This is a genomic window from Rhodococcus sp. APC 3903 (assembly GCF_030407755.1).
Lineage (GTDB): Bacteria > Actinomycetota > Actinomycetes > Mycobacteriales > Mycobacteriaceae > Rhodococcus_F > Rhodococcus_F erythropolis.
Genome location: NZ_JASDCV010000006.1, coordinates 143,311 through 170,198, shown reverse-complemented (window position 1 = coordinate 170,198; position 26,888 = coordinate 143,311). Strand labels below are relative to the sequence as shown.

Below are 26,888 nucleotides of genomic sequence, written 5' to 3'. Positions count from 1 at the left end.
ACGATGATCGGGGGATCGCAGCGCATGGTTCGTCGGCCGATAGCCGTCGGCTTGTCGACGGCCTCGGTGTATCCGGAGAACACGGAAGCAGCATTTCGCTACGCCGCTGATCTCGGATACGACGGTGTCGAACTGATGGTGTGGGCCGAATCCGTGAGTCAGGACATCGGTGCTGTGGCTGCCCTCGTTCGCAAGTATGCGATTCCGGTGCAGGCCGTGCATGCGCCGTGTCTGCTGATTTCGCAGCGCGTGTGGGGTTCCGATCCGGTCGAGAAGCTCGAGCGTTCGGTACGCACTGCCGAAACCTTGGGAGCGACGACGGTGGTCGTCCACCCGCCGTTCCGGTGGCAGCGGAAGTACGCCGATGGCTTCGCGGAACAGGTTGTCGATCTCGAATCGAAGAGCAGCGTCGTGGTGGCGGTGGAGAACATGTTCCCCATGCGCGCCGACAGCTTCTTCGGCGGCAAGGACAAATCCGCGGAGCGTCTGCGTAAGCGTGGTGGTCCGGGGGCAGCGTTGTCCGCGTTCAGTCCGTCGTACGACCCGACCGATTCCGATCACGCTCACTACACACTCGACCTGTCGCACACCGCGACGGCGGGCATGGATGCCTTGGAGTTGGCCTCCCGTATGGGCAAGGGGCTCGAGCACCTGCACCTGGCCGACGGTCGCGGGGCGTCGATGGACGAGCACCTGATTCCGGGGCATGGCTCACAGCCGTGCGCGGAGTTGTGTCAGCAATTGGCTGCGAGCGAATTCAGCGGCCAGGCTGTCATCGAGATCAACACGCAGAACGCGCGCACCCGGCGGGAGCGGTCGTCGATGCTGGCGCAGGCGCTCGCGTTTTCACGCGAGCACCTGGCACGCTCAGCGGTGGCCGGCAAGTAGCGCAGCTTCGAACTGCGCGCGTACCTTCTCGACGTGTGCGTCGAGGTCTTTGGTCTCCCAGCCTTCGGTCGAGATGGGATCGAGCACCGAGACGTAGACCGGGCCTGGATGGGCGACAAGCGAATTGCGCCACATCCGTTCGCCCGCATTATGAATCACCACGGGCACGATCGGCACACCGGCTTGGATCGCCAAGTGAAATCCGCCCTTCTTGAAAGGGCCCAGGCGTGGCGTCGGAGAACGGGTGCCCTCCGGAGCTATGACTATCGAGACACCATTCTTGAGCTTGTCGACTGCCGGTTGCAGTGCAGCCTTCGCTTTTGTGGTGTCGGTGCGGTCGATGTAGGCGACGTCGAGCAGTGCGCCGACAGGCATGAACCGCGGATCGCTTGCCGCTTCCTTCTTCGCGACCCCGGTCACGTCACGCTTGATCACGGTTCCCAGGACCAACATGTCCAGGGAACTCTGATGGTTGAACATGAACACCGCCGGGCGGTGATCCCACACGTTGTGCTCGCCGTCGATCTCGACGTCGATGCCGAGCAGTGAGAGCGAGATGTCGGGGCCGTAGGTGCCGACCAGGTTCGCACCCAGTTGACGGTTGCCGGTGACGATGCCCGCCGACGCGCCGAGGGCGGCGGTGGCAGCAAGCGCGCCCATGGCGGTTGCCGTTCGGATCGTCGAGATCGGCGTTGCGCCGCGTTGCGGTTTACGCAGGCTGACCGAAGGCCAGTGATTGCGCAACGCGATCCTGGCCAGACCACGATCGGGATTCAACGCGACAGGTCGCCCGACGGCCTCGAGCATGAAGACGTCTTCGACACCGTTGGAGTACGCAAACGCGTTCTTCAAGTCGGCGCCCATCTTCTCGGCATAGCCCGCAAGGGCATTGGCCTTGGCCGGCCCCCACAGAGCGGGGGAGGACAGTTCGCCGGTGAGCATGCCGTCGACGACTTCGGGTTCGGTGCACAGCACGTCTTCGATGTCGAGATCTTCGGCGACGTACTTGGCCTGGAACGGAGTCGCCGACGTGGCCATCACGATCGTGTGGCCGGCTCGCCGGTGCGCCGCCAGTAGCCCACGGGCTTCCGGGTAGATCATCGCGGCGATCTCCTGCTTGAACAGCCGCCGCCCCCAGTCGTTGAGTTCCTCGACGGTACGGCCGCCCAGGGCGCGAACGCCGATGTCCATCAGCGCTCCGACATCAGCGCCACGGAACTGGGTGTCGATCGCGGCGCCGGTGGTGCGCAACAATTCGCCGACGCTGATATCCAAGCGTCGCAGGCGGTCTCGGTACACAACGCTCGCCGAGTACCCGCTGATCAACGTGCCGTCGAGGTCGAAGGCGGCGATCGTTCCGGGCCCGGGAGGCGCGGCTTCGATGGCGGAGTGCAGACGCTCGAGTCCGGTCACAGTCCTACTTCCTCGTTCTCGGCGGGCGCTCGGTTTGCTTCTGGAATGGTCACTACTGCTGCGGCGTCGGGCACGGGCATGGCCACCTGATCGAGCCGTGCGTGCGCGAGTGCTCGGATATGGCGCAGACGTTCGACCTGGACCTTGATCTCCGCGGCAAACGCCAGGCGCCTGGCCCGGACTCCGTCGTCGTCGACTTCGATCAAGTTGCGGTTGCGCGCCAAATTCAGTGCAGTGGCGAACAACTCACCGGAAACCGATTCGTTGCTGGCGATCTGCTGCCGCAGGCGACGCTGATGTGCGACGTCGATGCAGTTGCTGATGAAGGACTTTTCGTCGAACGACGTCGAAATCGGCGCGAGCACAAGCTGATCGGCGACAACCTGGTACGCCTCGAGGAACGGTTGCAGCACTCGGTGCGCGAGGTACGGCCGCACCGTCTCGATCATGTGCTCGGTTCGTTTGTCGGCGGCCATGCCGGTTTCCCACTCGGGATCGATCAGGGTCAGCTCGGTTCGCATCTCCTGCTCGAACGTGTCCCGGTCGCTGAAGAAGAACTCGAACTTCATCAGGTCGCGGATGCGCTTGGCCTCGGCCCAACCGTCTCCGACGGGATCCTCGAACCGCTCTTCGACGGCTGCCTGGAGCACGAGTTCGGTGATGGCGCGCACGACGAGAAAGTGAATTGTGTTGTTGCGGTAGAAGGCAGCAACAAGATGCTGGTCCTTGCCGAGGTAGAAGACCTGCTCGCCGCCGCGATCGAAGCGCTCGAGCACACCGGAATCGACGTGTGTCTGCAACGCCTTCTCGATGACACGCGGATCGGACAGTTCGACGTCGCCGGCGATCGGAAGATTTCGCGCGGTGATGTATCCGAACAGCGGCGTGAGAATCGCGGTGAGTTCACGAACTGTCAACGCCCGGTCTTCGATTCCGAGGAACGCCAACATCGCCAGTGAAGACACGGTCACCGGTGTGACCTCGTTGATGCGGTGACACACCTCGATGCCGGCCTTTTGAATGGCGAGGCGCTGATCGGTTTCCTGGCTGAGTGCGTCCGCGAGTGAGAGCGGCCGGCCGATGGTCACGTGCGCGACGCCGTTGCGTTTTCCCTGTGCGCGTACGTAACCCACCATCCAGCGCAGGCCTTCCGGTGTCTTCTCGGCGCCGAGTGCCTCGGCAGCCATTGCCCCGACCTCGTAGAGCTGGTCGTAGCTCAGCGCGACGGGGACGAGGTACACGTCGGATGCGCCGCTGACCTGAAAGGCCTTGGTCAGGTAGGTCAGGAGACCGAAGCGCGGTGGGCGTAGTTTCCCGGTACGCCCGCGTCCACCTTCGATGTACCACTCCAGATTGAAGCGTTTGGTGAGCAGGTAGCGCATGTACTCGTGCATCGACCACTTGTAGACCTCGTCGTTGCCGATGCTTCGACGAATGAAGACGGTGCCGCTGCGCTTGAGGATCGAGCCCATGGGCCAGAAGCTGATGTTGAGGCCGCCCATGACGTGATTGAGCGGCAAGCCGTTCGCGATCAACGCCGGACGCAGGACGAGGGGATCGAGGTACGAACGGTGACTGGGGAGGAAGACCAGTGAGTGTTCCTTGTTCAGCTCACGGAGTTCCTCGAAGCGGCTCGTGTCCACGTCCAGCTTGTAGGCGCGAGCGAAGTAGCGGCCCAGGCGATCCCACACCGCGATGGCTTGGCGACTCTGGGTGGCAACCATTTCATCGAGAGCCTCACGGGCGCGGCGGTCGACTTCGGCGACGGCGATGTTCAACCGGTCGGCCAAAGCCATCACCTCGGTGGTGAACCGGCGGGTGTCGGTGATCTCGTCGACGACGAACCGCGACACCTTGTACTGGCCACCCAGAAGGCCCAATTCGGCGCGCTCGAGTGCGAGGGCGGCCTGCCGTCGGATGAACTCGGGTAGTGAACCGCCACCGCTCTTTTCGAGGCGACGCTCGAGATCGCTCAGTGGTGCTGGTTCACCTTCGATGACCTGGCACCGTGAAGGGTCGGTGCGCAGGGTTCTGCGTTGCGCACCGCGTCCGGGGTGGAGGGGATCGCGCGGTGCCAGTGCATCACGCAGTCGCACCGCGACGTTGTGTTTGGTATGGGTGTCCGGAATCCACACCACTCGAAGCGGTGCGAGCATCGGGTCGTCGGTCCGTGCCGCCAGTTCTGCAAGGGTCTTGTCGGTGATGTTCACGGTGACCGGCCGAGTTTCGGATGAGGTTGCCTTGTCGGCAAGCCACTTTCGCAGCACGCCGGCTTCGGCCTCTGTCATGGTTTCGGTGAGGTACACGCGCGGGTTGGTCGTGTTCTCGCTCATGACTCACGCACCTTCCGTTGGGACTCCGAGAGCCACGATCTCGTCCAGGCTCTCCTGCAAGCACTGCATCAGCAGCGCGGGCTTCGTGATCGCGGCGGTGTCGAGATTGATTCCGATGCAGCACACCCCGACGTGGGAGACCAGTGTCGCCATCGCCGCGCAACCGGGCGCCGGGCCGAATGGGAACATCCGCTCGATCTTCGCTCCGGCGAGATAGACCGGTACCGGTACGCCGGCGACGTTGCTAGCCTGCAGGTCCAGTCCTGTCGACTGGGACAGATACCAGTTCGCGAGTAGATAATTCGGCAGGCGAGCGAGGATCGGGGCGGCGACGTCGAGAGCGTCCAACGCGGGTTCCTCACGCAGACCCAGTACGATTTCTCGCACCTGCCTGATGCGTTTGGCCGGATCTGTTTCGGCGACCGGGCCGTTGAAGCGAACGGCTGCAAACCGGTTGCCGCCGTTGGCATCCGCGCCGGTGCGCATGCTGATCGGCATACCCATCGGGATGCTCTCGACAGATTGTCCGAAGGCTTCGTGGTAGCGATGGAAGCCGCCGAGCAAAGCGGCGACGTAAGCGTCGTTGAGTGAGCCGCCGGCAGCTTTTGCTCCGGCCTTGAGCTCGGGAACACCCACTTCGAGAGTTCCGAACCACCGTCCGAGACCACGATCATGGAGCAGGGGGGAACCGGAACGAGCTGGGGGAGTGACGATCTTGCGGAGTGAATTGGCGTACCCGAGGACCTCGGAAGCCGTGCTGAACGGACTCGAGATCGCCGTGGTCGCAACATTGGTGGCGCCGCGAACCAGCTTGGCGATACGGGATGGCGCACGCCGGATCTCGCTGACGACCTCCTCGCCGAATGCACCTACCGACGACAGGTGCTCCGGAGCCGGCGGTGTGCGGTCGGGCTTGTTCGGAGTGGGATCCGGGCGCCTGCTGTGCAGCAGCGTCATCATCTGGATGCCGCCCATGCCGTCGGTGATGGAGTGGTGAGTCTTGACCACGAACACGGCACGACCGTCGTCGAGACCTTCGATGAGCAGCGCGCTCCACGGCGGCCGAGCCTTGTCGAAAGGTTCGGTCGCAAGGTGACGGCACATGCGCAGCGCGTGATCGAAGTCCGCCGGTGCAGGCAAGCGGACGCGTCGTAGGTGATAGCCGATGTCGAACTCGGGATCAACCGACCACACCGGATTGCCCAGTTGCATTGCCGGTTCCACCGCGCGCATACGAATACGCGGAACCACGTGTGATGCCCACTCGACTGCGTCGAGAAGTCGATCCCAATCCGGAGCTCGATCGAGAACCTCTACCGCAACGATCGGTGAGCGCAGTTGCGGCTGCGCCTCTTCCATCCGCCACATGCCCGTCTCGAAGTCGGACATCGTGCGGTTCGCCCCCCAGGCAACCGCGGAAAGGTCGACGTCGACCGCGCTCGGAGGAACAAATGGATTGCTGTTGGCCATACGTCAAGAACTCCCTCGGTCTGCGGATCCACCCCGCGCATCTCTGCTTCTAAGTGTGGACCCGTGACAGTGGGCGCGTCCCGGTTTCGGTGTCAGCCGACAGGTGTGACGTTCGTCAGTTAAGGGCTAATCGGACATGCCTGGAAATTCGACCAGCGTTCACGAAGTGACGCCGACGGCTTTCAGAGCTATCTCGCGGTAGAGAACACTGACTTCGCGCGGAGTCTGCGGTCCGTCGAGTCGATACCAGAGGACGACGGACTGACACATGCCCAGCAGTGCGCGGCCCGTTCCGGTGATGTCCGGGACCGTGAACTCACCACTGTCGACGCCTGCCGTCAAAACGTCGACGAGTAGATTCTCGAGCTTCTTTCGTTTGGCGGCGTAGCTCTTTCGTTCGGCGTCCTCGAGGTACCGCAGTTCGGAATCGAGGAACGCGATGTCGGAGCGACTGGTCATGTGCAGAACACACGCCTCGACGAGATTGCCGAACTGTGCCGTCGGCGACGGTCCGGCAGCGTCGACCGCAGCGCTCGCGCGTGCGGTGACGTTCTCGATGCCCGGTTCCATCAGCGCGACGAGGATTCCTTGTTTGTTGCCGTGGTGGTAGTACAGCGTCGGCACGGTGACACCGGCACGTTTTGCGATGTCACGAACCGACGCTCCGTGGTAACCGAGTTCGTGGAACACCTCGAGTGCGGCGGTGAGCAGGGGAGTCAGCGTCAGTGGTTCGACGATGCGCCACTGTTCGTCGGGTTGAGCCCCCGACTGCAAATCCGTCATTCCGCCTGTTCGCTCCGTTCGGAAATTTCTGGTGGTGTGCGCAGAGAAGGTTCAACCCTAGCGCAAGGCGTGTCCTGCGTACCGATGCTCGGCCACCATTGGATAGCATCACTATCCAGTGGTGGCCCGAGCGAGTTGGACGGAGGAGCGGTGAAGGTTTCCGAATTGGCCGCACAGTCCGGCGTTGCGTTGGCCACGATCAAGTACTACCTCCGCGAAGGTCTGCTGATGCCTGGTGAACCGACCAGCGCGACGGGAGCGAGGTACGGCGAACAGCACGTCCGGCGACTCGCGTTGATCAGGGCGCTGGCCGGGGCGGGACTCGCGATTCCACGGATTCGTGCGGTGCTCGAATTGGTGGACAGTGACGAGCGATCCGAATTCGAGACTTTCGGTCGCGCGATCGCGCAACTACCGCCCTACGTCGATCCGGTGCCGGATCAACAGTTCCCCAGAGCTCGCAAGGTTCTGGAGTTTCTCGGTCAGGTCTACGAGCCGAGGTACGTGGCGGTTGCTCACCTCGAGCGTGCACTGATCGGTCTCGAGGATGCCGGACTGAGCCTCTCGGACGAGCGATTGCGCGCCTACGGCGACCACATCCGAGGAATTGCCGAAGTGGAAATCGAGCTGATGCCTACCAGTTCGACCGAGGACGGCATTCGCTATGCGGTCCTCGGAACCGCCATGTACGAACCCGTCCTGACAGCATTGCGACGCCTGGCGCACCAGGACTTGGCCGCACGACATTTCCCGCAACACCGAGAAAGCACCGAACAGGAAAATCGATGAGCACCAGCCCCTTTCAAGATCTCAATCGCCTCACCTCGCTCGGCGACGGGCGATACACCGCAACGATCGATCCGATCTGGACCATCGGGCCGAAAGTGCACGGCGGCTCCATGATGGCTGTGTGCGCCGCTGCCGCGCGTCAATGTCTGCGAGACGGCGCAGGTGAGAACGACTCGCTTCTGAAGATGCAGCCACTCGCGGTGAGCGCCAACTATCTGTCCGCCCCCGACCCCGGTGAAGTCGAATTGGAGGTGATCGTCCGAAAGCAGGGACGCCAGGTCGCGTTGTTCGACGTCGAGTTGAGCCAGGCGGGACGCAGCGCTGTTCGTGCGGCGGTCACGCTCGGATTCCCCGATGACGGCGACCCCACCTTCGTCACTGCCTCGTCGATCGACGACATGTCACCGGAACCGCCGGAGAGTGCGGTGGCCGTCATCGGCGATCACCCGATGGCGCAGGTCGTGCACGTCGGGCAGGGCTGCGACATGCGAATCGACACCACCTCGGCGCACTTCCTGACCGGCAGCCAAGGCGAGGCCGAGGTCAGGATGTGGGTTCGTCCTCGACCCGAGGACGAGAACGACATCGACACCGCTGTGCTGTTCGCGATCATGGCGGGCGACATCAGCGCGCCCGTGACGATGAACCGCGGCCTGTTCGGGTGGGCGCCGACCGTGCAGTTGACGACGTACCTGCGCCGACTGCCGACGCCGGGATGGCTTCGCGTGCGGGCAAGCTCGGATGTTCTGGGCAGCACGTGGTTCGAAGAGGATCATGCTGTTCTCGATTCGACGGGCGCAGTCGTCGTACAGAGCCGTCAATTGGCGATGATGCCCCGCTAGGGTCGATCGCTGCGGTCGTGGCAGGCTGTTCGCCATGACAAGAATTGCGATTATCGGTGGCGGCAAGATCGGCGAGGCGCTGATCTCCGGGCTGTTGCAGGCCGGCCACGCCATCAAGGATCTGGTTGTCGCCGAGCAGTATCAACCTCGCGCAGACGAATTGATCGCCGAATACTCCATCCGCGTCAGCACGATCGCCGACGCCGCCGAGGGCGCCGACGTCATCGTCATCGCGGTCAAGCCCGGCGACGTCGAATCAGCGCTCACCGCGTTGACGAAGGTCGATCTGGACGGCGACCTCGAGCAATTGATCGTTTCCCTTGCGGCGGGTATCCCGACCGGGTTCTTCGAAACGCGTCTGCCCGCAGGGTTCCCGGTCATCCGCGTCATGCCGAACACCCCCATGTTGGTCGGGGAGGGCGTGAGCGTCCTCTCGCCCGGACGGCACGTCAAGGCCGAGCATCTCGAGCTCGTACGCGGCATCCTCGGCAGCGTCGGCAAGGTGGTCACGGTTCCCGAATCGCAGATCGACGCGGTCACTGCTGTCTCCGGTTCCGGCCCGGCCTACTTCTTCTTGGTTGCCGAAGCGATGATCGATGCGGGAGTCGGTCTCGGCCTGACGCGCCCGGTCGCTACCGAATTGGTGGTGCAGACGATGGTCGGTTCCGCAGCGATGCTCGATCGCACCGGCGACAGTGCGACGGATCTTCGCGCCGCGGTGACGTCACCGGGTGGAACGACGGCTGCGGCACTGCGTCAGCTCGAAGCGGGCGGCCTGCGGACGGCGTTCTTCGATGCCTTGGATGCCGCCAAGTCGCGCTCGGCCGCGATGGGTTCAGCTGCGGAATAGTCGTCCGTTTAGCCACACCCGTCGCTTTAACCCCACCAGTACAGCTAAGCTCGACTTAGTACGTACGTGTCTGTTCCGCCGGAGGGGAAGCCGGCGGCGCGAGTCGTGCTGGAGGTATGTGGATTAATGGTGTCTGCAAACAAGCCGTCCATGGGTTCGTCCCACGACGGAAAGCCGGCAGTGGCCGGCACGCAATTCCTCACTGTTGCTGAGGTAGCAACTTTGATGAGGGTGTCGAAAATGACTGTGTACCGGTTGGTACACAGTGGCGAATTGCCCGCTGTACGAGTGGGCCGTTCGTTCCGTGTACACGCGAAGGCGGTACACGATTACCTCGAAACCTCGTACTTCGATGCCGGCTGACCAGCCGGTTCGAAGAGGATGACCTCGGCGTGAGCCGAGTCGCGGGCACAGCGGTTGCTGTGCCGGAGGCTCGGTTTATGCCGAGTGAGTCCACACCGGTACGATGAGTCACTGTCGTACCAGCAAGCTGGTGTCGTAAGGCGCTGAGCTAGTTAAAACGAGGGCCAGGCGCCAATTGCTTGGCGCAGGCGTACGTGACCGGCGTGCGCAGGAACGCTAGAGAAGAACGTGAGGGACACCCGCTATGGGTTCAGTGATCAAGAAGCGTCGCAAGCGCATGTCGAAGAAGAAGCACCGCAAGCTGCTTCGTCGTACCCGAGTACAGCGCAGGAAACTCGGTAAATAAGCAGTACCTGTTGATGCCCGCCGCCCCTTCCGGGGTGGCGGGCATCGATGTATTTCAGGGGAGGGGCGACGTATCTCAGGGGAGAGATGTGTCGGCCGTCTCATTGTCTGGGCGGTTTGTCTTGAATGGCCGAATTTTGGGTAGTCAGCGCGGGACCCCCTCTGCCCGTAAAGTGGGGGAAAATCGCGGGAGGAACGCTTCGGCAGAGCGCGTTTCTACTGGATATGGGGGTACTTGGTGGTTGAAGGTGACAACACTTCAGGGGGCACGGCGCCTCGCGTCGTACTGGTGACCGGGGCGAGCAGATTCCTCGGCGGCTACCTGGTGACCAGGCTTGCGCAGAATCCGTCGATCGAGCGTGTCATCGCCGTCGACGCCGTCAGTCCGAGCAAGGACATGATGCGCAGAATGGGCCGCGCGGAATTCGTGCGAGCAGACATCCGCAATCCGCTGATCGGCAAAGTGATCCGAAACGCCGAGGTCGACACCGTCGTGCACGCGTCGACGCTTCAGAAAGCCCCCAAAGCCGGCAGTCGCGCCGCGATGAAGGACATGAACGTCATCGGCGCCATGCAACTGTTCGCGGTCTGCCAGAAAGCTCCGACGGTTCGCAAGGTGGTCCTGCGCTCGGCTTCGGTCGTCTACGGGTGCAGTGCGAAGGATCCCGCTCAGTTCACCGAAGAAATGAGTGCGCGCCGCCGGCCGCCGGGCGGATATGCCCGCGACAGCCTCGAGATCGAGGGATATCTTCGCGGGATGGGGCGTCGACGTCCCGACATCTCGGTCGGGATCCTGCGGTTGGCGCCGTTGATCGGACCTCAGCTGACTGCAACTGTCGGGCACTACGTCACCGCCCCGCTCGTGCCGACCATCGTCGGGCGCAACGCGCGTCTGCAATTGCTCCACGTCGAGGATGCGCTCGCAGCGTTGGAGAAGGCGACCATCGGCCACGCCTCGGGTACGTACAACATCGCCGGCGACGGAGTGGTCATGATGTCGCAGGCGATCCGCCGGGCAGGCAGGGTGGAAGTTCCGATGCCGCTCGCTCTGTTCCGCAGCGTCGGGAGCGCGTTGGTGGGGTCGTCCATGAGGCTCTACACCGACGAGCAACTCGAGTACTTCCGGTTCGGCTGCGGACTCGACACCACTCGCATGCGCAGCGAGTTGGGGTTCGAGCCGCGATGGACCACCATGCAGGCACTCGACGATTTCATGCGCGCGATGCAGACGCGCCGGATCATCAAGTCCGAGTGGATCGATCGGGCAGAGAATGCGTTGACCACCATCCTCGGCGGTGACACCGCCGAGGCGAGCGCAAGTGCAGACGTGATGCACATGCCGTTGTCGGGACGAAGTGCGGTGAAGGGGTGACTGACGTGGCGAAGGTAATTCCCCTGCGGCCCAGCGCAACTCACACCGGAAAGTCGGAGGCTTCTCGTTCGCGTGAGTCCGTCACCGGCGCGGAGCGTGACATCCGTGAACAAAGTCAGCGTCGGCATCCGTCCGGAGTGCCGTCGGCGGCCGACCATGGTGGTGAGAGCACGTTCGTCGATGCGGCCAGGTCGGCGATCGTCGACCAGATCGCCTCGGCAGCAGAATTTTTCCGACGTCGGGTGTCCGGCGACTACGAGGTCGACGAGTTCGGATTCGACCCGCATTTTGCGGACAACGTCGTCATGCCCGTGCTGCGGCCGTTGTTCGAGAAATGGTTCCGCGTCGAGGTCAGCGGGATCGAGAACATTCCCCTCACCGGGGGAGCGTTGGTGGTTGCCAATCACGCCGGTGTCATCCCACTCGACGGGCTGATGACGTCGGTTGCCGTGCACGATCATCATCCGGCGCATCGTCCACTGCGAATGTTGGCTGCGGACATGGCTTTCGAAATGCCGGTGGTGGGCGGACTGGCGCGCAAAGCCGGCCATACGTTGGCGTGCAACCCCGACGCCGAGCGTCTGCTCAACGACGGTGAAGTCGCGGCCGTGTTCCCGGAAGGATTCAAGGGCATCGGGAAACCGTTCAGTGAGCGGTACAAGTTGCAGCGGTTCGGGCGCGGTGGCTTCGTGTCGGCCGCAATGCGAACCGGTGTTCCGATCATTCCGTGCTCGATCGTGGGCTCGGAGGAGATCTATCCGAAGATCGGTGATCTCACCACACTCGCACGCGTTCTCGGTTTGCCGTATTTCCCGGTCACACCTTTGTTTCCGCACCTCGGGCCACTCGGCCTGGTTCCATTGCCGTCGAAGTGGTACATCGAGTTCGGAAAGCCGATCGTCACCGACACCTTCGAGAGCGGTGCAGCCGACGATCCGATGGTCCTGTTCGAGGTCACGGACCACGTCCGAGAAACGATTCAGCAGACGCTTTATCGGTTGTTGGCCAAGCGGCGCAACATCTTTCTCGGCTGAGTTCGGTCCGGATCGCTTCTCGATCCGGACCGAACCCGCTCAGGCGTTTTGTTCTTTGCGCCTGGCGAGAATCGCCGCGAGCGCACCGCCGACCGCTCCGAGCACCAGCGCTGTGGGAACGCCGATCTTGGCGGCCTTTCGTCCGGTGCGGAAATCACGAACTTCCCAACCGCGGTTCTTCGCGAGTTCACGAAGGTCTGCGTCGGGATTGATCGCCACCGGTGTCCCCACCAACGAGAGCATCGGTACGTCGTTGTGGCTGTCGGAGTAGGCGGAACAGCGCTTGAGATTGAGTCCTTCACGCACCGCCAACGTCCGCACTGCGTGAGCCTTGCCCATTCCGTGCAGGATGTCGCCGACGAGTCGGCCGGTGAAGACTCCGTCCTCACTTTCGGCGACGGTGCCCAACGCGCCGGTCAGTCCCAGTTTCTCGGCGATGACCTGAGCCAGTTCGACCGGAGTTGCCGTCACCAACCACACCTGTTGTCCGGCGTCGAGGTGCATCTGGGCCAACGCCCTCGTGCCTGGCCAGATCTTGTCGGCGATGACCTCGTCGTAGATCTCCTCGCCGAGGCGGGCGAGTTCGGCGGTGGATCGACCGGCCACGAAGGACAGTGCTTTCTCGCGGCCTTCGGCGACGTCGTCACTACTTTCTCGGCCGGTGACTCGGAATTTGATCTGCTTCCACGCGAAATCCACCAGATCCGAGGTCTTGAGATACTTGCGTGCAGCGAGACCACGGGCGAAGTGGATGATCGATGCACCCTGCACCATGGTGTTGTCGACGTCGAAGAATGCGGCGGCCGTGAGGTCGCGCGGAACGGCCGGGGGCTCTTCGCCGGTTTCCGGTTCTGTGGGGTTGGCAGCTTCGTGCAATGCCAGAGCTGCATCAGCGCTCGCCTCGCCGGCGAGATTGGCTCGAACTTCCGACTCACTCGGGCCCAGCGGATTCTTTACATGGCGACGTCCGGGGAGAATGACCCCGGCAAGCCCTGATCCGAATCCGGAGCCGTTCGGTAGTGATCGCGCAGGCACCCGCACCTCCCGTGTTGCATTCTCGAGCAGAGAACTCTTCGAGTCAGCCTATCCTCCGCGATGAGGCCCGATGGGTTGGATGGTGACCTTCCCTGTGGTGTGTGACGTTCCTCTCCGCCGATTTGGTACCGAGTGGGGCTCCGGAGGCACACTCGACCGATCAAGTAGATGGCGTCCCAGTAGAAGAAAGGTATGCGTCGATGACTGCAGCTACGCATGAAGTGACCCTGTTGACACGCGCAGGATGCGCGTCCTGCGTCGGCGCGGCGGAGGTACTACGACGGGTCTGTTCCGAGTTCGAGCTGGAATTGACGTGCATCGACGTAGACGAAGCTGCCGCGACGGATCCAGAGCTGAGAGCGGAGTACGGAGACAGATTGCCGGTCATTCTGCTCGACGGACGCGAGCACGGTTACTGGGAAGTTGACGAAGAGCGCCTTCGTGACGATTTACGCAAGTAAGGCAACCCTCAAAGTTGTCCGCGGAGCCGCTTTGCAGGTGAACGGCACATCGAACCCGTCTCGAGCAACTTTGTGCATGGGTTCACAAGCGGTTACCGTGGTGTGAACATTCCCCCGGAGCATCGTGGAGGTCGACAGTCGTGTCGACCGGACGAGGAGCCAGCGACGTGACCGAACCGCACCAGACGCATGAGCCTGTGGCTCAGCGCGTCACCGGCGCTGCGGGCTCTTCTGTCACCGACCCGATCGCTCAGGATCGCGTCATCCCCCAGGCTACGGTGACGCGCTTGGCCGCATACCTGCGGGTCCTCGGAGTGATGTCCGACCGGGGTACCTCCATCGTCTCGAGCGAGGAACTTGCGCAGGCGTCCGGTGTCGGATCGGCGAAGTTGCGTAAGGATCTGTCGTTCCTCGGACCCAACGGTGTCCGCGGCGTCGGGTACGACGTCAACAGGCTCCGCATCCGCATCGAGCGTGCACTCGGACTCGATCGTGGGCACAAGGTCGTTCTCGTCGGAGTCGGAAACCTCGGCAAGGCGCTGGTCGGCTACGGCGGATTCAGCCGCCGCGGTTTCGAGATGGTCGGACTCTTCGACAGTGACGCAGATCGAATCGGAAGCAGAGTCGGGGATCTCGTCGTGCGCAGCACCGAGGAACTGACCGTCGCCTGCCGTGAACTGAATGCGACCATCGGCGTCATCTCCACACCGGACGAGGCAGCTCAGGGCGTGTGCGACCAGTTCGTCAGCGCCGGACTGCGCTGCATCATGAGTTTTTCGCCGATCGCCCTAGACGTTCCCGATCACGTGGAACTGCGACGCGTCGATCTCGCCGTCGAGATGCAGGTTCTCTCCTTCAACAGTGCGCGCAATGCCGATCAGGCATCCAGCGCGCCGCGAGTACGAGTGGCTCACGCCGCATCCGCTTCGTCAGTCCCATCCACCAGTTCACCCGCTCCGGTCGGAGCAGGTTCGACAAGAAACGGATCAGTGATCGCGCCGTGAGTGTTCTGCTTGTCGGGGTCTCGCATCGAACCGCGCCCGTCCCGGTGCTCGAGCGAGTAGCTGTCACCGACACCGATCGTCCGAAGCTGATCGACAAGCTTCTGGCGTCTTCGCACATCTCCGAAGCGATGATCGTCTCCACCTGTAACCGGGTGGAGGTCTACGCGGTGGTGGACGCGTTCCACGGTGCACTCACCGAGGTCGGTGAAATCCTCGCCGACCATTCGGGTCTCGACCTGACAGCGCTGCACGCTCACGCCTACGTCCGCTACAGCGAAGCAGCGGTCGAACATCTCTTCGCCGTGGCCAGTGGCCTCGATTCGATGGTGATCGGCGAACAGCAGATTCTCGGCCAGATCCGTTCGGCCTACGCATCTTCGGATGCGCAGCAGGCCGCCGGACGCGTCGTCCACGAACTGGCTCAGCAGGCACTGCGCGTCGGCAAGCGAGTGCATTCCGAAACCGGAATCGACTCCGCCGGAGCATCAGTCGTGTCCGTGGCTCTCGATCGTGCAGCGGGCATCATCGGTGAGGGCGGCCTGGTCGGCCGCACTGCCGTGGTTGTCGGTGCAGGCTCGATGGGCGGTCTGTCGGTTGCGCATCTCACCCGCGCCGGAATCGCACGCATCGTCGTCGTCAACCGGACACAGGAACGCGCCGAGCACCTCGCCGAGACGGCACGTTCCAAGGGCGTCGACGCCGACGGTGTTGCCTTCGACCAGCTTTCGGCCGCGATGGCGCAGGCAGATGTCATGGTCACCTGTACCGGCGCGGTCGGGGCAGTGGTCACCCTGGCGGATGTGCACCGCGCACTCGCCGAGCCCGATCGCGACAACACCAAGCACCTGGTCATCTGCGACCTCGGACTGCCGCGCGACATCGATCCCGCCGTCGCCGGCCTGCCGGGTGTCACCGTTCTCGACATGGAGACGCTGCAGCGTGATCCGGCGGCAGGCGCAGCCGCTTCCGACGCAGATGCCGCACGCACCATCGTCGCCGGCGAACTTGCGACCTACCTTGCCGGACAGCGCCTCGCCGAGGTCACTCCGACCGTGACGGCTTTGCGTCAGCGCGCCGCCGACGTCGTCGAAGCCGAACTGATGCGGCTCGATTCGCGTCTGCCCGGCCTGGACGATCCGCAGCGCGACGAGGTTGCACGCACCGTGCGGCGCGTCGTGGACAAGCTTCTCCACGCCCCGACCGTGCGCGTCAAGCAACTGGCGTCGGCCCCCGGCGGCGACTCCTACGCAGCAGCGCTGCGCGAACTCTTCGAACTCAGCCCCGGATCTCCCGCGGCCGTGGCCACACCCACCGACCTGGTGGACGGCGACCGCACTGGAAGGGACCTGCAGGCATGAGCGTCACCACCCCTCGATCGGGGAGCCCGCTGCGGATCGGCACTCGCGGAAGTCTTCTCGCGACCACGCAGGCCGGTACCGTGCGCGATGCCCTCATTGCAGCGGGACATCCCGCCGAGTTGGTCATCATCAAGACCAAGGGCGACCAGTCCACCGATCCCGTCCAGAAGATCGGCGTCGGAGTGTTCACCGCAGAGCTTCGAGAAGCTTTGCTGGACAACCGCGTCGACGTTGCTGTGCATTCCTACAAGGACTTACCGACCGCGCAGGATCCGCGATTCGTCATCGCGGCGATTCCGCCTCGTGAGGATCCGCGTGACGCGCTCGTCGCCCGCGACGGTCTGGTCCTCGGGGAGCTTCCGGCCGGTTCCAAGGTGGGAACCTCGGCGCCCCGCCGTGTTTCGCAGCTCAAGGCACTCGGGCTCGGCCTCGACATCGTGCCGTTGCGGGGCAACCTGCAACGCCGTCTCGGCAAGGTCGAATCCGGTGAACTCGACGCCGTGATCCTCGCTCGCGCCGGCTTGTCCCGTATCGGTCTGCTCGATCTCATCACCGAGAACATCGAGCCCGTGCAGATGCTCCCCGCTCCGGCGCAGGGCGCTCTGGCCGTCGAATGCCTTTCTGCCAATGCGGAATTGGCGGCGATCCTGGCTGAGCACGATGACGCCGGTACCAGGGCGGCAGTCACTGCCGAGCGTGCACTTCTCGCCGAGCTGGAAGCGGGCTGCACCGCTCCGGTCGGAGCGATCGCGGAGATCGTCGAATCCCTCGACGACGACGGCAGAATCTTCGACGAACTGTCGGTACGCGGCTGCGCAGCCGCCATCGACGGTTCGGACGTCATCCGTACCGGCGCAGTGGGTGCGCCGGACAAGGCCGAGGAACTCGGCCGAGCGGTAGCGCGCGAGTTACTCGAACTCGGCGCCCGAGAGTTGATGAACGTGACTACAGGCGAGGCAGCCGATGTTTGACGCCCCACTTTGCACTTGCACCAAGTTCCCATTTCGATACAGCGCACTGGAGAATCACCGATGACCCGAGTCCGAAAGAACACTCCCGGACGGATCCTGTTCGTGGGATCGGGACCGGGCGACCCCGCCCTGCTCACCGTTCGCGCACGTGACGTCCTCACCGGCGCCGCAATGGCATTCACCGATCCGGACGTCGACAAGGGCGTCGTCGCGCTCGTCGGCATCGACATGGGCCGCGACGAGGAGACCGGCGAGCTGATCGCGGACGTGCGTCCGGCACTCGGTGAGCCTGCCGAGGTTGCAAAGACATTGGTGCACGAGGCCAAGAACGGCCACGACGTCGTGCGTCTGGTCTCCGGTGATCCGCTGACCACGGATTCCGTGATCGCAGAGGTCACCGCAGTCGCCCGCACGCAGGTTCAGTTCGAGGTTCTCCCCGGTCTTCCGTCCGGTTCGGCAGTGCCGAGCTACGCCGGTATGGCTCTCGGCTCGGGTCACACCGAGGCCGACGTTCGCGGTGAAGTCGACTGGGCTGCTCTGGCCGCTGCACCGGGACCACTTGTCCTGCACGCGACGTCGGGACATCTCGCCGAGACCGCCAGCGCGCTGGTCGAGAACGGCTTGGCTCCGCAGACGCCTGCTGCCATCACCGTCCGCGGCACCACTCGTCAGCAGCGAACCGTCGAGGCAACTCTCGCGACGCTCAACGAAGCCGGATCGGAACTGGTGGGTTCGCTCATCGTCACCGTCGGCAAGGTTGTCGCGCAGCGCAACAAGATGTCGTGGTGGGAATCGCGCGCACTGTACGGCTGGACCGTCCTCGTGCCGCGCACCAAGGATCAGGCCGGCGAGATGAGCGACCGTCTGGTCACTCACGGAGCGATCCCGATCGAGGTTCCGACCATCGCCGTCGAGCCGCCTCGCAGCCCGGCTCAGATGGAGCGTTCGGTCAAGGGCCTCGTCGACGGTCGTTACCAGTGGGTCGTCTTCACTTCCACCAATGCTGTTCGCGCAGTGTGGGAGAAGTTCGAAGAGTTCGGCCTCGACGCTCGCGCCTTCTCCGGCGTGAAGATCGCCTGCATCGGTGAAGCAACCGCAGCCAAGGTGCGCTCGTTCGGCATCAACCCCGAGCTGATCCCGACCGGTGAGCAGTCCAGCGAAGGCCTGTTGGCCGAATTCGCCCCGTACGACGACGTTTTCGATCCGGTCAACCGGGTTCTGTTGCCGCGGGCGGACATTGCGACCGAAACCCTCGCAGAGGGCCTGCGCGAACGCGGTTGGGAGATCGACGACGTCACCGCCTACCGCACCGTCCGGGCAGCGCCGCCGCCGGCCGAGACCCGCGAGATGATCAAGACCGGTGGATTCGACGCCGTCTGCTTCACCTCGTCCTCGACCGTGCGCAACCTCGTCGGCATCGCCGGCAAGCCGCACGCCCGCACGTTGGTCGCGTGCATCGGCCCGAAGACGGCCGAAACCGCTATCGAGTTCGGTCTGCGCGTCGACGTGCAGCCCGAGACCTCGCAGGTGGGACCGCTGGTGGAGGCTCTCGCCGAGCATGCTGCTCGGCTGCGCGCCGAAGGTGCTTTGCCGCCCCCGCGTAAGAAGTCCCGCAGGCGCTAGCGCACCCGTGAGCGGTTGAGGAGTCTGTGGACTCCTCAACCACTCACAGGTTCCGACGAAGGAGGGCTACTTCTCGTGTTTCCCACTCATCGCCCTCGCCGGCTCCGGCGCACCCCAGCGCTCCGGCGACTCGTGGCAGAGACCTCGCTCGAACCCCGGCACCTCGTGTTGCCGATGTTCGTTGCAGACGGCATCGATGCGCCGCGTGAGATCAGTTCCATGCCAGGCGTTTTCCAGCACACGCTCGATTCGCTGCGGTCCGCCGCGGTGGAAGCAGTGGAAGCCGGCGTCGGTGGTCTGATGCTCTTCGGTGTCCCCAAGGCGGAGGACAAGGACCCCCAGGGCTCCGGTGCCTCCGATCCCGACGGAATCCTCAACGTCGGATTGCGCGCTCTGGCAGAAGAACTCGGCGATTCGACGGTCATCATGGCCGATACCTGCCTCGACGAGTTCACCGATCACGGCCACTGCGGCGTGTTGACTGCCGGCGGCGCTGTCGACAACGACGCGACCTTGATCCGATACGTCGAAATGGCTCTCGCGCAAGCTGAATCGGGTGCGCACCTGCTCGGCCCCAGCGGCATGATGGACGGTCAGGTGGCTGCGATCCGCGGCGCGCTCGATGCATCCGGGTATGTCGAGGTCGGTCAGCTCGCCTATGCCGCGAAATATGCGTCAGCGTTCTACGGGCCGTTCCGTGAAGCCGTCGGATCCTCACTGCAAGGCGACCGTCGTACGTATCAGCAGGACGGCGCCAACCGCCGCGAGTCGATGCGCGAGGTAGACCTCGACATCGCCGAGGGCGCTGACATGGTGATGGTCAAGCCTGCAATGTCCTACCTCGACATTCTGCGTGAGACCGCCGACCGGTCTCCGGTTCCGGTCGCGGCGTACCAGATCTCGGGTGAGTACTCGATGATCACGGCCGCCGCGCAGAACGGGTGGATCGATCGGGACGCGGCGATTCTCGAATCGCTCACCAGCATTCGCCGCGCCGGTGCCGATGTGGTCCTCACGTACTGGGCGTCGGAAGTTGCCGGATGGCTGTGACGGAGTCACGCATGGTGGCTGCACCGGTATCGACCGATACGCTGGTGTCATGACCGAGCAGTGGCCGCCGTCGCGCCAGGAACCGCCCCGCCGGGAACCTCCCTACGAGAACCAGCCGTTCGAGAATCAGCCGTACCGCGAACTCGGACCGATGCCGACGGGTCAGATCCCGGGATACGGCCCCGGTTACAACGGATACCCGGGCCCCCAGCCGAAACCCGAGCCGCCGACGGACGTCGTGACTGCGATTCAGTTGTGGTGGGCTGTGACGGCGCTGGGATTGGTCCAGGGCGGCGCGATGATCTGGATGCTGCTCGGGCAGAAGTCGATGTTCGTCGACGAGATGCTCAGGAACCAGGCGGCTGTCGATGCCGGTCTGACACGCTCCGACGTGGAGGGCATGTTCCCACTGGTCATCGTGTTCTCCGCTGTCCTGGTGGTGATCGTCACCGCGGTGTTCCTTTTGTTCGTGCGCTCGATGAGTCGTGGCAAGAACTGGGCTCGAATGTTGCTGACGTTCTGTGGAGTCTTCATGTTGGTCTCTGCGATCCCCGTGATCTTCGGGCTCGGCGGCGACGGCGGCGCGGCCACTCTGCTGTTCGGCGGAGCGGAAATCCTGCAGGCAGTTGCTGCTGTCGGGGCCATCGTGATGATGCACCGAAAAGAGTCCAATCCGTACTTTCTTCGTTTCCCCCCGGCGGGGAACCGATAGGTAGCTCGGGGTACTGTGAAACGGGTCACTGCAGTAGTAGGGGAGAGGTCGTAGACAATGAGTTCTCAGGAAGCCCTGCGCACGGAAAGCACCCACGACGCTCCACTGCGCCAACGTGGTTCACGGACCGAAGTGATCTTGTTCGCGATCCTTGGAGCCTCTGTTCTGGTGACACTCCTGGTGCTCATGATTCCGGGCATCGTCAGCGGATAGCGCACACTTGAACCCGTGAGTATCTCTACGAAGGTCCGGCGCCCGACGGCCGTCGAGGCAGCATTCTGGCTGTGGATCGCCAGCGCGTTCCTACTCATACTCTTCGGCCTGATCAATGTCACCAGCGCCTCGTATTCGCTGCGTGAGCAATTCACCGATCAAGGCGTATCGGCCGGAAACATCGACATCTACGTCACCTTCGTGCGGGTGTCCGGGCTGGTTCTGCTGTTGACCGGCCTTGCGATCGGCGGCCTCGCCGGTCCCACTCGCGCCGGAAAACCTCTCTGCCGACGGATCCTGGTGATCGTGTCCGGGGTGTTCGCGGTGCTGCAGATCGCGCTGGTCGTCGCCGGGATCAGTACCGTGCTCGCGCTCGTCGTCCCCGTCATGCTGATCTGTGCCTGCGTCGCGATCTACCGCGACACCACCCGAAGTTGGTTCGCCCGTGGCTGACCGTGCTCCTGAAATCGGCCCGGAGGTTCTGTACTACGAACCGGGATCTCGGTGGTGGGCCATCGCGTTCGGGCCGATCTTCTGCCTGATCGCCTTGGTCATCGAGCTGTTCACCGGCCCGGTGGTGCATTGGTTCGGTCTGGCGATGTTCGCCGTGATCCTCACCGGCTTGGTGTACGTGCAGGTGATTGCCGCGCGCCGGCATGCGAGCGTGCTTCTGACCGCGACCACGTTGCGTCAGGGAACCGAAGAGGTGCCGATCACCGAGATCGCCGAGGTGTTCCCGGAGTCCGACGACGACGCCTACGAAGACGAAATGGAGCCGTGGGAAACGGCACGCGCGCTGGGTGAGCTGTCCGGAGTGCCCCGGCGTCGGCACGGTATCGGCTTGCGTCTGACCACCGGGGGATTGGTGCGAGCGTGGGCGAAAGACGATCGGGCACTTCGCGAGGCGTTGAGCCAGGTTGTCACGGTCGGTGTGGAACCGGACGGGTCTGCCGATGATTGAGGCGCAGCCAACTCCGCTCGTCGACGTGAAGACGTGGATCGGTGTACTCGGTATCGTCGCCGCCACGATTCTGGCGGTCGTGTGCTGGCGAGCGGGTACGACGACGTCCGACTTCGGACCGATATTGGAGGGCGCTCCGCCGTTCGAGAGCACGCACTACGACGGTCTCTGGATCTCGGGCGCCGGGTTGTCGATTCTGGTTGCGGGGCTGATGGCCATCGATGTCGTGCGCCGCGTCCGGGTGGGCTTCGTCGCATCGCAGTAGCCCTCATACGGGTAGGGGGTATAGTTGCGGTATGAGTAGTTACAGCCCCGAGCAGGACGATCTGCTCAAACGCCTTCGTCGTATCGAAGGTCAGGTAGCCGGAATCTCGCGCATGGTCGCAGACGACCGGTACTGCATCGACGTGCTCACCCAGGTGTCCGCCGCGACGAGCGCGTTGCAGTCCGTATCCCTGAAGCTTCTCGACGCCCACCTTGCGGGCTGCGTCGTCGAAGCTGCCAAGCAGGGTGGTCCGGAAGCAGACGTCAAGATCAAGGAAGCTCAGGCGGCCATCGCTCGCCTCGTTCGTTCGTAAGGTGTCGGTCCGTCACTCCGTGATGGACCGCGCGAGCGCCCGGGCGGAGAAGCTCACGAAGTACTCGGGTGTGACTTCTTTGGCGATGTTGATGACGATGGTGTCCGACAGGCCTTTGAGTCCGGAGAGCACGAGATGGATCAACGCGGGGTCGTCGATCAACCGGCTCCCTTCGGCTGCAGCAGATTCGGTGAGCGCTCGAATCAATGCCGAGTTGTAGACCGCTACGGATGCGTGAAGTTCCCGCATGCTTTCTCGGTCGGACCCGGCCATGCCTTCGATGTCGCGCCAAGTGGTGGTGAGTCGACCCACCCGTGCCCAGTGCCGAGCAAACTCGGAAATCATGGACTCGAGTAAGGCGCTCAGTCCCTGCTCGCGGGGGAGCGAGTTCACGAAGTCCGCCATTTCCAGCTGACTTTCGCTGAGGAGTGCGGCGAAGATGTCCTGCTTGTCGACGAAGTACTGGTAGATCAGTCCGGTGCTGGTGCCGGCTCGTTTAGCGACCGCGCGGATGGTGAGCGCGGAGTAGCCTCCCTCGTCCAGAAGCGAGATCGCCGCGTCGAGTGTTCGGCGCCGACGCACTTCGGCGTCACCGTAGATCGACTTGCTGCTGGCACTGCTCATTTGACCACCGTAGTCGGGCGGCTCGGCATCCTCAATTTACATCGAACGCTGTTCGTTGTTGAACGCCACCTAAAATCCAAAGTGATGTAGATCATAGAATGAACATTGTTCGAAATAGAATGAACATTGTTCATTCTGGTGTTACGGTATGGCGCAGACCACATCGAGGCCAGTGCAAAGCGCTGGACACTCTGCGGTCGGCCTGACCTTTCTTCCCGTATCGATCGGGAGGTCTACACAGTTGTGGAGTACCTATGACACGCACTAACGATGAACGCGCGGCGATCGACATCGCCGCTGCGGCGGGAGAACTTCTGCTCGAACACCGGAAATCCCTCGGTGCGAACGACGTCGATGCCGCGACTTTCAAGGACGCTGCCGATCGGCTCAGTCACGACTTCATCGTCGCCGAACTTGCCCGACGCTTCCCTGCGGATGCGGTGCTGTCGGAGGAAGGCGCTGACGACCTCGCGAGGTTGAATGCGGATCGGGTGTGGATCGTCGACCCGCTCGACGGCACCCGTGAATACGGAGAAGCCGGCCGATCGGATTGGGCCGTGCATGTCGCACTGACCGAAAACGGTGTCCTCACAACAGGTGCGGTCGCGATGCCTGCCCTCGGCGTCACCTATGCAAGTAGTGATGATCGAACCGATCGCGGCGCTACGACGCCGGTACGCGTCGTCGTGTCGCGGACGCGGCGTCCGGAACCGGTCATGCGAATGGCTGACTCGATGGGCGCGGAGCTGATCGAGATGGGCTCTGCCGGCGCCAAAGCGATGGCGGTTGTATCCGGAGAAGCAGATATCTATGCACATGCGGGTGGGCAGTACGAGTGGGATTCGGCGGCCCCTGTTGCCGTCGCACGCGCTGCGGGACTGCATGTTTCGCGTATCGACGGCAGCGAACTTCGCTACAACCAGGAAAACCCGTGGCTGCCGGATCTGCTGATCTGCCGACCTGAACTCGCCCCGAAAGCACTGGAGGAACTGGGCCGATGACCACGACACTGACGCACCTCGAACGGCTCGAAGCCGAGAGCATCCACATCATGCGTGAAGCCGCCTCGCAGAGCGAGAACCCGGTGATGCTGTACTCGGTGGGCAAGGACTCCGCCGTGATGCTGCATCTGGCACGCAAGGCCTTCTACCCGTCGAAGCTGCCGTTTCCGCTGCTGCACGTCGACACCACGTGGAAGTTCCGCGAAATGTACAAACTTCGTGACAGTACCGCTGCTGCAGGCGATCTCGATCTGATCGTCTACACCAATCCGGACTGCGTGAAGCAGGGGATCAACCCGTTCACTCACGGCTCGGCCGTACATACCGACATGTGGAAAACCGAAGGCCTCAAACAAGCCCTCGATCACTACAAGTTCGACGCGGCATTCGGCGGCGCCCGCCGTGACGAAGAAAAATCTCGGGCCAAGGAACGGATCTTCTCGATCCGATCGGCAGCGCACCGCTGGGATCCGAAGCAGCAGCGACCGGAGCTGTGGCGGATGTACAACGTCCGCAAGGCGCCGGGTGAAAGCCTGCGCGTCTTCCCGCTCTCGAACTGGACCGAGCTCGATGTGTGGGAATACATACGCCAGGAAGAGATTCCGATCGTTCCGCTGTATTTTGCCGACAAGCGTCCCGTCGTCGAACGTGACGGCGCACTGATCATGGTCGACGACGACCGGATGCCCTTGTTGCCGGGAGAAACTCCGGAACTCAAGAGTGTTCGGTTCCGCACCCTCGGCTGCTACCCGCTGACCGGTGCCGTCGAATCGACCGCCACCAGCTTGACCGAGATCATCTCGGAAATGTTGCTCACCACCACCTCCGAACGCCAGGGGCGGGTCATCGACCACGACTCGAGTGCGTCGATGGAAAAGAAGAAGCAAGAAGGGTACTTCTGATGACTGTTTCCTCGGATCTGATCGCCGACGACATCGAGGCATACCTCGAGCGCCACGCGAACAAGAGCATGCTGCGATTCATCACGTGCGGCAGCGTCGACGACGGCAAGAGCACCTTGATCGGCCGTCTGCTCTACGAATCGAAACTCGTCTTCGACGATCAGCTGACGGCACTCGAAGCGGATTCGCGCAAGAGCGGCACCCAGGGTGAAGGGCTCGATTTTGCGCTCCTCGTCGACGGTCTCGCAGCCGAACGTGAGCAGGGCATCACGATCGACGTCGCCTATCGCTACTTCACGACAGAACGTCGCAAGTTCGTTGTTGCCGATACCCCCGGGCACGAGCAGTACACCCGAAACATGGTGACCGGCGCATCGACAGCCGATCTCGCGGTGATCCTTGTCGACTCACGCAAAGGCATCCTGACGCAGACGCGTCGGCACTCGTATCTTGTGTCGTTACTCGGGATCAAGCACGTGGTGCTCGCGGTCAACAAACTCGACCTCGTCGACTACTCGCAGGAGGTCTTCGACGCCATCATTGCGGACTACACGAGCTTCGCTCACGAGATCGGTCTCGACGGGTTTGTCGCCATTCCGATGTCGGCATACAAGGGCGACAATCTCACCGAGCGCAGCGCGAATACCCCGTGGTATTCCGGGCCCAGCCTGATCGAACATCTCGAATCCGTGGACATCGACGATGCCGCCGCCTCGGCTCCGTTCCGGATGCCGGTGCAGTGGGTCAACCGGCCGGACCTCGACTTCCGGGGATTCTCGGGCCAGATCGTCTCCGGGACAGTCTCTCCCGGTGATCCGATCCGCGTGCTCCCCAGTGGAAAGACGTCAACTGTCGAGCGCATCGTGACTATGGGCGGCGATCTCGATGTGGCCGGTGCGGGCCGCTCGGTCACCATCACACTCACCGACGAGATCGACATCAGTCGCGGCGACGTGCTGTCCATCGGCGACAATCCGCCGGCCGTCGCAGACCAGTTCGAGGCCCACATCGTGTGGATGGGCGAGGCGCCCATGCTGCCCGAACGGCCGTTCCTGTGCCAGATCGGTACCGTCACGGTCACTGCGCGCATCACGAAACCGAAACACAAGATCAACGTCAACACACTCGAAAAGACCGCAACGACAACCCTCGAGCTCAACGAAATCGGTGTGTGCAACATCAGTTTCGATCGCGCGGTCCCGTTCGACCCGTACACGGGAAACCGTGACACCGGCAGTTTCATCCTCATCGATCGCCTCACCAACGGCACGGTCGGTGCCGGCATGATCACGCACTCGCTGCGCCGATCCGACAACATTCACTGGCAATCCGTCGACGTGGACGAGGCCGCGCACACCAGGCTCAAGGGACATAAACCCGCCGTTCTGTGGTTCACCGGGCTCTCCGGTTCGGGGAAGTCGACCATCGCGAACGACGTCGAGCGCCAACTGCACGCTCTCGGCGCACACACCTATCTCCTCGACGGAGACAATGTCCGTCACGGTTTGAATCGAGACCTCGGGTTCACCGAAGCCGACCGCGTCGAGAACATCCGCCGCGTCACCGAAGTGACCCGCCTGATGGCGGACGCCGGCCTGATCGTTCTCGCGTCGTTCATTTCGCCGTTCGAGGCCGAGCGTCATGCGGCCCGTGAATTGATCGGGGACAGCCAGTTCGTCGAGATCTTCATCGATACCGCTCTTGCCGTCGCAGAGGAGCGAGATCCCAAGGGGCTGTACAAGAAGGCTCGACGTGGGGAGTTGGTGAACTTCACCGGCATCGACTCACCGTACGAAGCGCCGCAGAGTCCCGATATTCACATCGACACCAGTGTCACGACGACCGAGGATGCTGCGAGCGTCATTGTCGACTATCTCCGCGCCCGCGGAACCATTTCTTGACCCGCCTGAACA

At 63.2% G+C, this 26,888-nt stretch carries 29 protein-coding genes; 23 read left to right on the top strand and 6 right to left on the bottom strand.

Annotated elements, in window-relative coordinates; genetic code table 11:
* The first annotated feature begins 3 nt into the window (after positions 1-3).
* Positions 4-888: a sugar phosphate isomerase/epimerase gene (locus tag QMA15_RS10780; protein ID WP_279163255.1), complete on the top strand. Its 885-nt coding sequence runs from the start codon at positions 4-6 to the stop codon at positions 886-888.
* Here QMA15_RS10780 and QMA15_RS10775 read toward each other — a convergent pair.
* From QMA15_RS10775 to QMA15_RS10760, 4 genes are all read right to left on the bottom strand, one after another.
* Positions 868-2,301: an HAD-IB family hydrolase gene (locus tag QMA15_RS10775; RefSeq protein ID WP_019744387.1), complete on the bottom strand. Its 1,434-nt coding sequence runs from the start codon at positions 2,299-2,301 to the stop codon at positions 868-870. The two genes, QMA15_RS10780 and QMA15_RS10775, sit on opposite strands and share 21 nt — an antisense overlap.
* Positions 2,298-4,634 carry a glycerol-3-phosphate 1-O-acyltransferase gene (locus QMA15_RS10770; protein ID WP_279163256.1) on the bottom strand — a complete coding sequence of 779 codons (2,337 nt, stop codon included), beginning with the start codon at positions 4,632-4,634 and terminating at the stop codon, positions 2,298-2,300. The genes QMA15_RS10775 and QMA15_RS10770 overlap by 4 nt, the downstream gene beginning before the upstream one ends.
* A gap of 3 nt (positions 4,635-4,637) precedes the next feature.
* Entirely contained in the window at positions 4,638-6,104 is a 1,467-nt protein-coding gene (locus QMA15_RS10765) for a wax ester/triacylglycerol synthase domain-containing protein (protein ID WP_041814780.1), read from the bottom strand.
* Between the two features lie 159 nt (positions 6,105-6,263).
* Positions 6,264-6,887 (bottom strand): TetR/AcrR family transcriptional regulator, encoded by a 624-nt coding sequence (locus QMA15_RS10760; RefSeq protein WP_019744384.1) that lies wholly within the window; start codon positions 6,885-6,887, stop codon positions 6,264-6,266.
* Positions 6,888-7,037: 150 nt separating this feature from the next.
* On the opposite strand from QMA15_RS10760, the gene QMA15_RS10755 reads away from it, so the two are divergent.
* From QMA15_RS10755 to QMA15_RS10725, 7 genes are all read left to right on the top strand, one after another.
* Entirely contained in the window at positions 7,038-7,676 is a 639-nt protein-coding gene (locus QMA15_RS10755; RefSeq protein ID WP_020968930.1) for a MerR family transcriptional regulator, read from the top strand.
* On the top strand, positions 7,673-8,518 hold the full coding sequence (locus tag QMA15_RS10750; protein ID WP_020906772.1) for a thioesterase family protein: 846 nt from the start codon (positions 7,673-7,675) through the stop codon (positions 8,516-8,518). The genes QMA15_RS10755 and QMA15_RS10750 overlap by 4 nt, the downstream gene beginning before the upstream one ends.
* Before the next feature lie 34 nt (positions 8,519-8,552).
* Positions 8,553-9,368: a pyrroline-5-carboxylate reductase gene (gene proC / locus QMA15_RS10745; RefSeq protein WP_019744381.1), complete on the top strand. Its 816-nt coding sequence runs from the start codon at positions 8,553-8,555 to the stop codon at positions 9,366-9,368.
* A gap of 150 nt (positions 9,369-9,518) precedes the next feature.
* A complete protein-coding gene (locus QMA15_RS10740; protein ID WP_263284141.1) occupies positions 9,519-9,731 on the top strand; it encodes a helix-turn-helix domain-containing protein in 213 nt (70 codons plus the stop codon).
* A 244-nt stretch (positions 9,732-9,975) separates the two neighbouring features.
* Positions 9,976-10,077, top strand: a complete 102-nt coding sequence (locus tag QMA15_RS10735) for an AURKAIP1/COX24 domain-containing protein (RefSeq protein WP_003402602.1) — start codon at positions 9,976-9,978, stop codon at positions 10,075-10,077.
* Between the two features lie 237 nt (positions 10,078-10,314).
* A complete protein-coding gene (locus tag QMA15_RS10730; RefSeq protein ID WP_020906773.1) occupies positions 10,315-11,448 on the top strand; it encodes an NAD-dependent epimerase/dehydratase family protein in 1,134 nt (377 codons plus the stop codon).
* Positions 11,445-12,482 carry a lysophospholipid acyltransferase family protein gene (locus QMA15_RS10725; protein WP_279163257.1) on the top strand — a complete coding sequence of 346 codons (1,038 nt, stop codon included), beginning with the start codon at positions 11,445-11,447 and terminating at the stop codon, positions 12,480-12,482. The genes QMA15_RS10730 and QMA15_RS10725 overlap by 4 nt, the downstream gene beginning before the upstream one ends.
* A 39-nt stretch (positions 12,483-12,521) precedes the next feature.
* Here the strand turns inward: QMA15_RS10725 and QMA15_RS10720 are convergent, their stop codons facing one another.
* The gene (locus QMA15_RS10720) at positions 12,522-13,517 is read right to left on the bottom strand and encodes an HAD-IB family hydrolase (RefSeq protein ID WP_020968932.1); all 996 of its coding nucleotides are present in this window, start codon (positions 13,515-13,517) and stop codon (positions 12,522-12,524) included.
* 200 nt (positions 13,518-13,717) lie between these two features.
* Here QMA15_RS10720 and QMA15_RS10715 point away from each other — a divergent pair, with 200 nt between their 5' ends.
* The 12 genes from QMA15_RS10715 (at position 13,718) to QMA15_RS10660 (ending at position 22,448) form a co-directional block, all read left to right on the top strand.
* Positions 13,718-13,978 (top strand): glutaredoxin family protein, encoded by a 261-nt coding sequence (locus QMA15_RS10715; protein ID WP_003941953.1) that lies wholly within the window; start codon positions 13,718-13,720, stop codon positions 13,976-13,978.
* A gap of 140 nt (positions 13,979-14,118) precedes the next feature.
* A complete protein-coding gene (locus tag QMA15_RS10710) occupies positions 14,119-14,982 on the top strand; it encodes a redox-sensing transcriptional repressor Rex (protein WP_069146221.1) in 864 nt (287 codons plus the stop codon).
* A complete protein-coding gene (locus tag QMA15_RS10705; RefSeq protein WP_279163258.1) occupies positions 14,979-16,340 on the top strand; it encodes a glutamyl-tRNA reductase in 1,362 nt (453 codons plus the stop codon). The genes QMA15_RS10710 and QMA15_RS10705 overlap by 4 nt, the downstream gene beginning before the upstream one ends.
* Positions 16,337-17,311: a hydroxymethylbilane synthase gene (gene hemC / locus QMA15_RS10700; RefSeq protein ID WP_019744374.1), complete on the top strand. Its 975-nt coding sequence runs from the start codon at positions 16,337-16,339 to the stop codon at positions 17,309-17,311. The genes QMA15_RS10705 and hemC overlap by 4 nt, the downstream gene beginning before the upstream one ends.
* Before the next feature lie 60 nt (positions 17,312-17,371).
* Positions 17,372-18,934, top strand: coding sequence for a bifunctional uroporphyrinogen-III C-methyltransferase/uroporphyrinogen-III synthase (locus QMA15_RS10695; RefSeq protein ID WP_003941969.1), 1,563 nt, complete (start codon positions 17,372-17,374; stop codon positions 18,932-18,934).
* A 75-nt stretch (positions 18,935-19,009) separates the two neighbouring features.
* Positions 19,010-19,984, top strand: a complete 975-nt coding sequence (hemB, locus tag QMA15_RS10690) for a porphobilinogen synthase (RefSeq protein ID WP_030535505.1) — start codon at positions 19,010-19,012, stop codon at positions 19,982-19,984.
* A 49-nt stretch (positions 19,985-20,033) separates the two neighbouring features.
* On the top strand, positions 20,034-20,696 hold the full coding sequence (locus QMA15_RS10685) for a hypothetical protein (protein WP_019744372.1): 663 nt from the start codon (positions 20,034-20,036) through the stop codon (positions 20,694-20,696).
* A 57-nt stretch (positions 20,697-20,753) separates the two neighbouring features.
* Complete coding sequence (locus QMA15_RS10680) at positions 20,754-20,909, top strand: hypothetical protein (RefSeq protein WP_019744371.1); 156 nt, start codon at positions 20,754-20,756, stop codon at positions 20,907-20,909.
* A gap of 15 nt (positions 20,910-20,924) precedes the next feature.
* On the top strand, positions 20,925-21,362 hold the full coding sequence (locus QMA15_RS10675) for a hypothetical protein (RefSeq protein ID WP_019744370.1): 438 nt from the start codon (positions 20,925-20,927) through the stop codon (positions 21,360-21,362).
* Entirely contained in the window at positions 21,355-21,870 is a 516-nt protein-coding gene (locus QMA15_RS10670) for a hypothetical protein (protein WP_279163259.1), read from the top strand. Before QMA15_RS10675 ends, QMA15_RS10670 begins: the two co-directional genes overlap by 8 nt.
* Positions 21,863-22,135: a hypothetical protein gene (locus QMA15_RS10665; protein ID WP_021333927.1), complete on the top strand. Its 273-nt coding sequence runs from the start codon at positions 21,863-21,865 to the stop codon at positions 22,133-22,135. The genes QMA15_RS10670 and QMA15_RS10665 overlap by 8 nt, the downstream gene beginning before the upstream one ends.
* A gap of 31 nt (positions 22,136-22,166) precedes the next feature.
* Positions 22,167-22,448, top strand: coding sequence for a metal-sensitive transcriptional regulator (locus tag QMA15_RS10660; RefSeq protein WP_003942012.1), 282 nt, complete (start codon positions 22,167-22,169; stop codon positions 22,446-22,448).
* 12 nt (positions 22,449-22,460) lie between these two features.
* Here QMA15_RS10660 and QMA15_RS10655 read toward each other — a convergent pair whose 3' ends face one another.
* The gene (locus QMA15_RS10655; protein ID WP_030535503.1) at positions 22,461-23,072 is read right to left on the bottom strand and encodes a TetR/AcrR family transcriptional regulator; all 612 of its coding nucleotides are present in this window, start codon (positions 23,070-23,072) and stop codon (positions 22,461-22,463) included.
* Positions 23,073-23,326: 254 nt separating this feature from the next.
* Here QMA15_RS10655 and QMA15_RS10650 point away from each other — a divergent pair, with 254 nt between their 5' ends.
* From QMA15_RS10650 to cysN, 3 genes are read left to right on the top strand one after another with little or no spacing between them, the layout of a single operon-like run.
* Positions 23,327-24,073, top strand: a complete 747-nt coding sequence (locus tag QMA15_RS10650; protein WP_279163260.1) for a 3'(2'),5'-bisphosphate nucleotidase CysQ — start codon at positions 23,327-23,329, stop codon at positions 24,071-24,073.
* A complete protein-coding gene (cysD, locus tag QMA15_RS10645; RefSeq protein WP_045063838.1) occupies positions 24,070-24,975 on the top strand; it encodes a sulfate adenylyltransferase subunit CysD in 906 nt (301 codons plus the stop codon). The genes QMA15_RS10650 and cysD overlap by 4 nt, the downstream gene beginning before the upstream one ends.
* On the top strand, positions 24,975-26,876 hold the full coding sequence (gene cysN / locus QMA15_RS10640; RefSeq protein ID WP_045063835.1) for a sulfate adenylyltransferase subunit CysN: 1,902 nt from the start codon (positions 24,975-24,977) through the stop codon (positions 26,874-26,876). The genes cysD and cysN overlap by 1 nt, the downstream gene beginning before the upstream one ends.
* Positions 26,877-26,888: the final 12 nt, after the last annotated feature.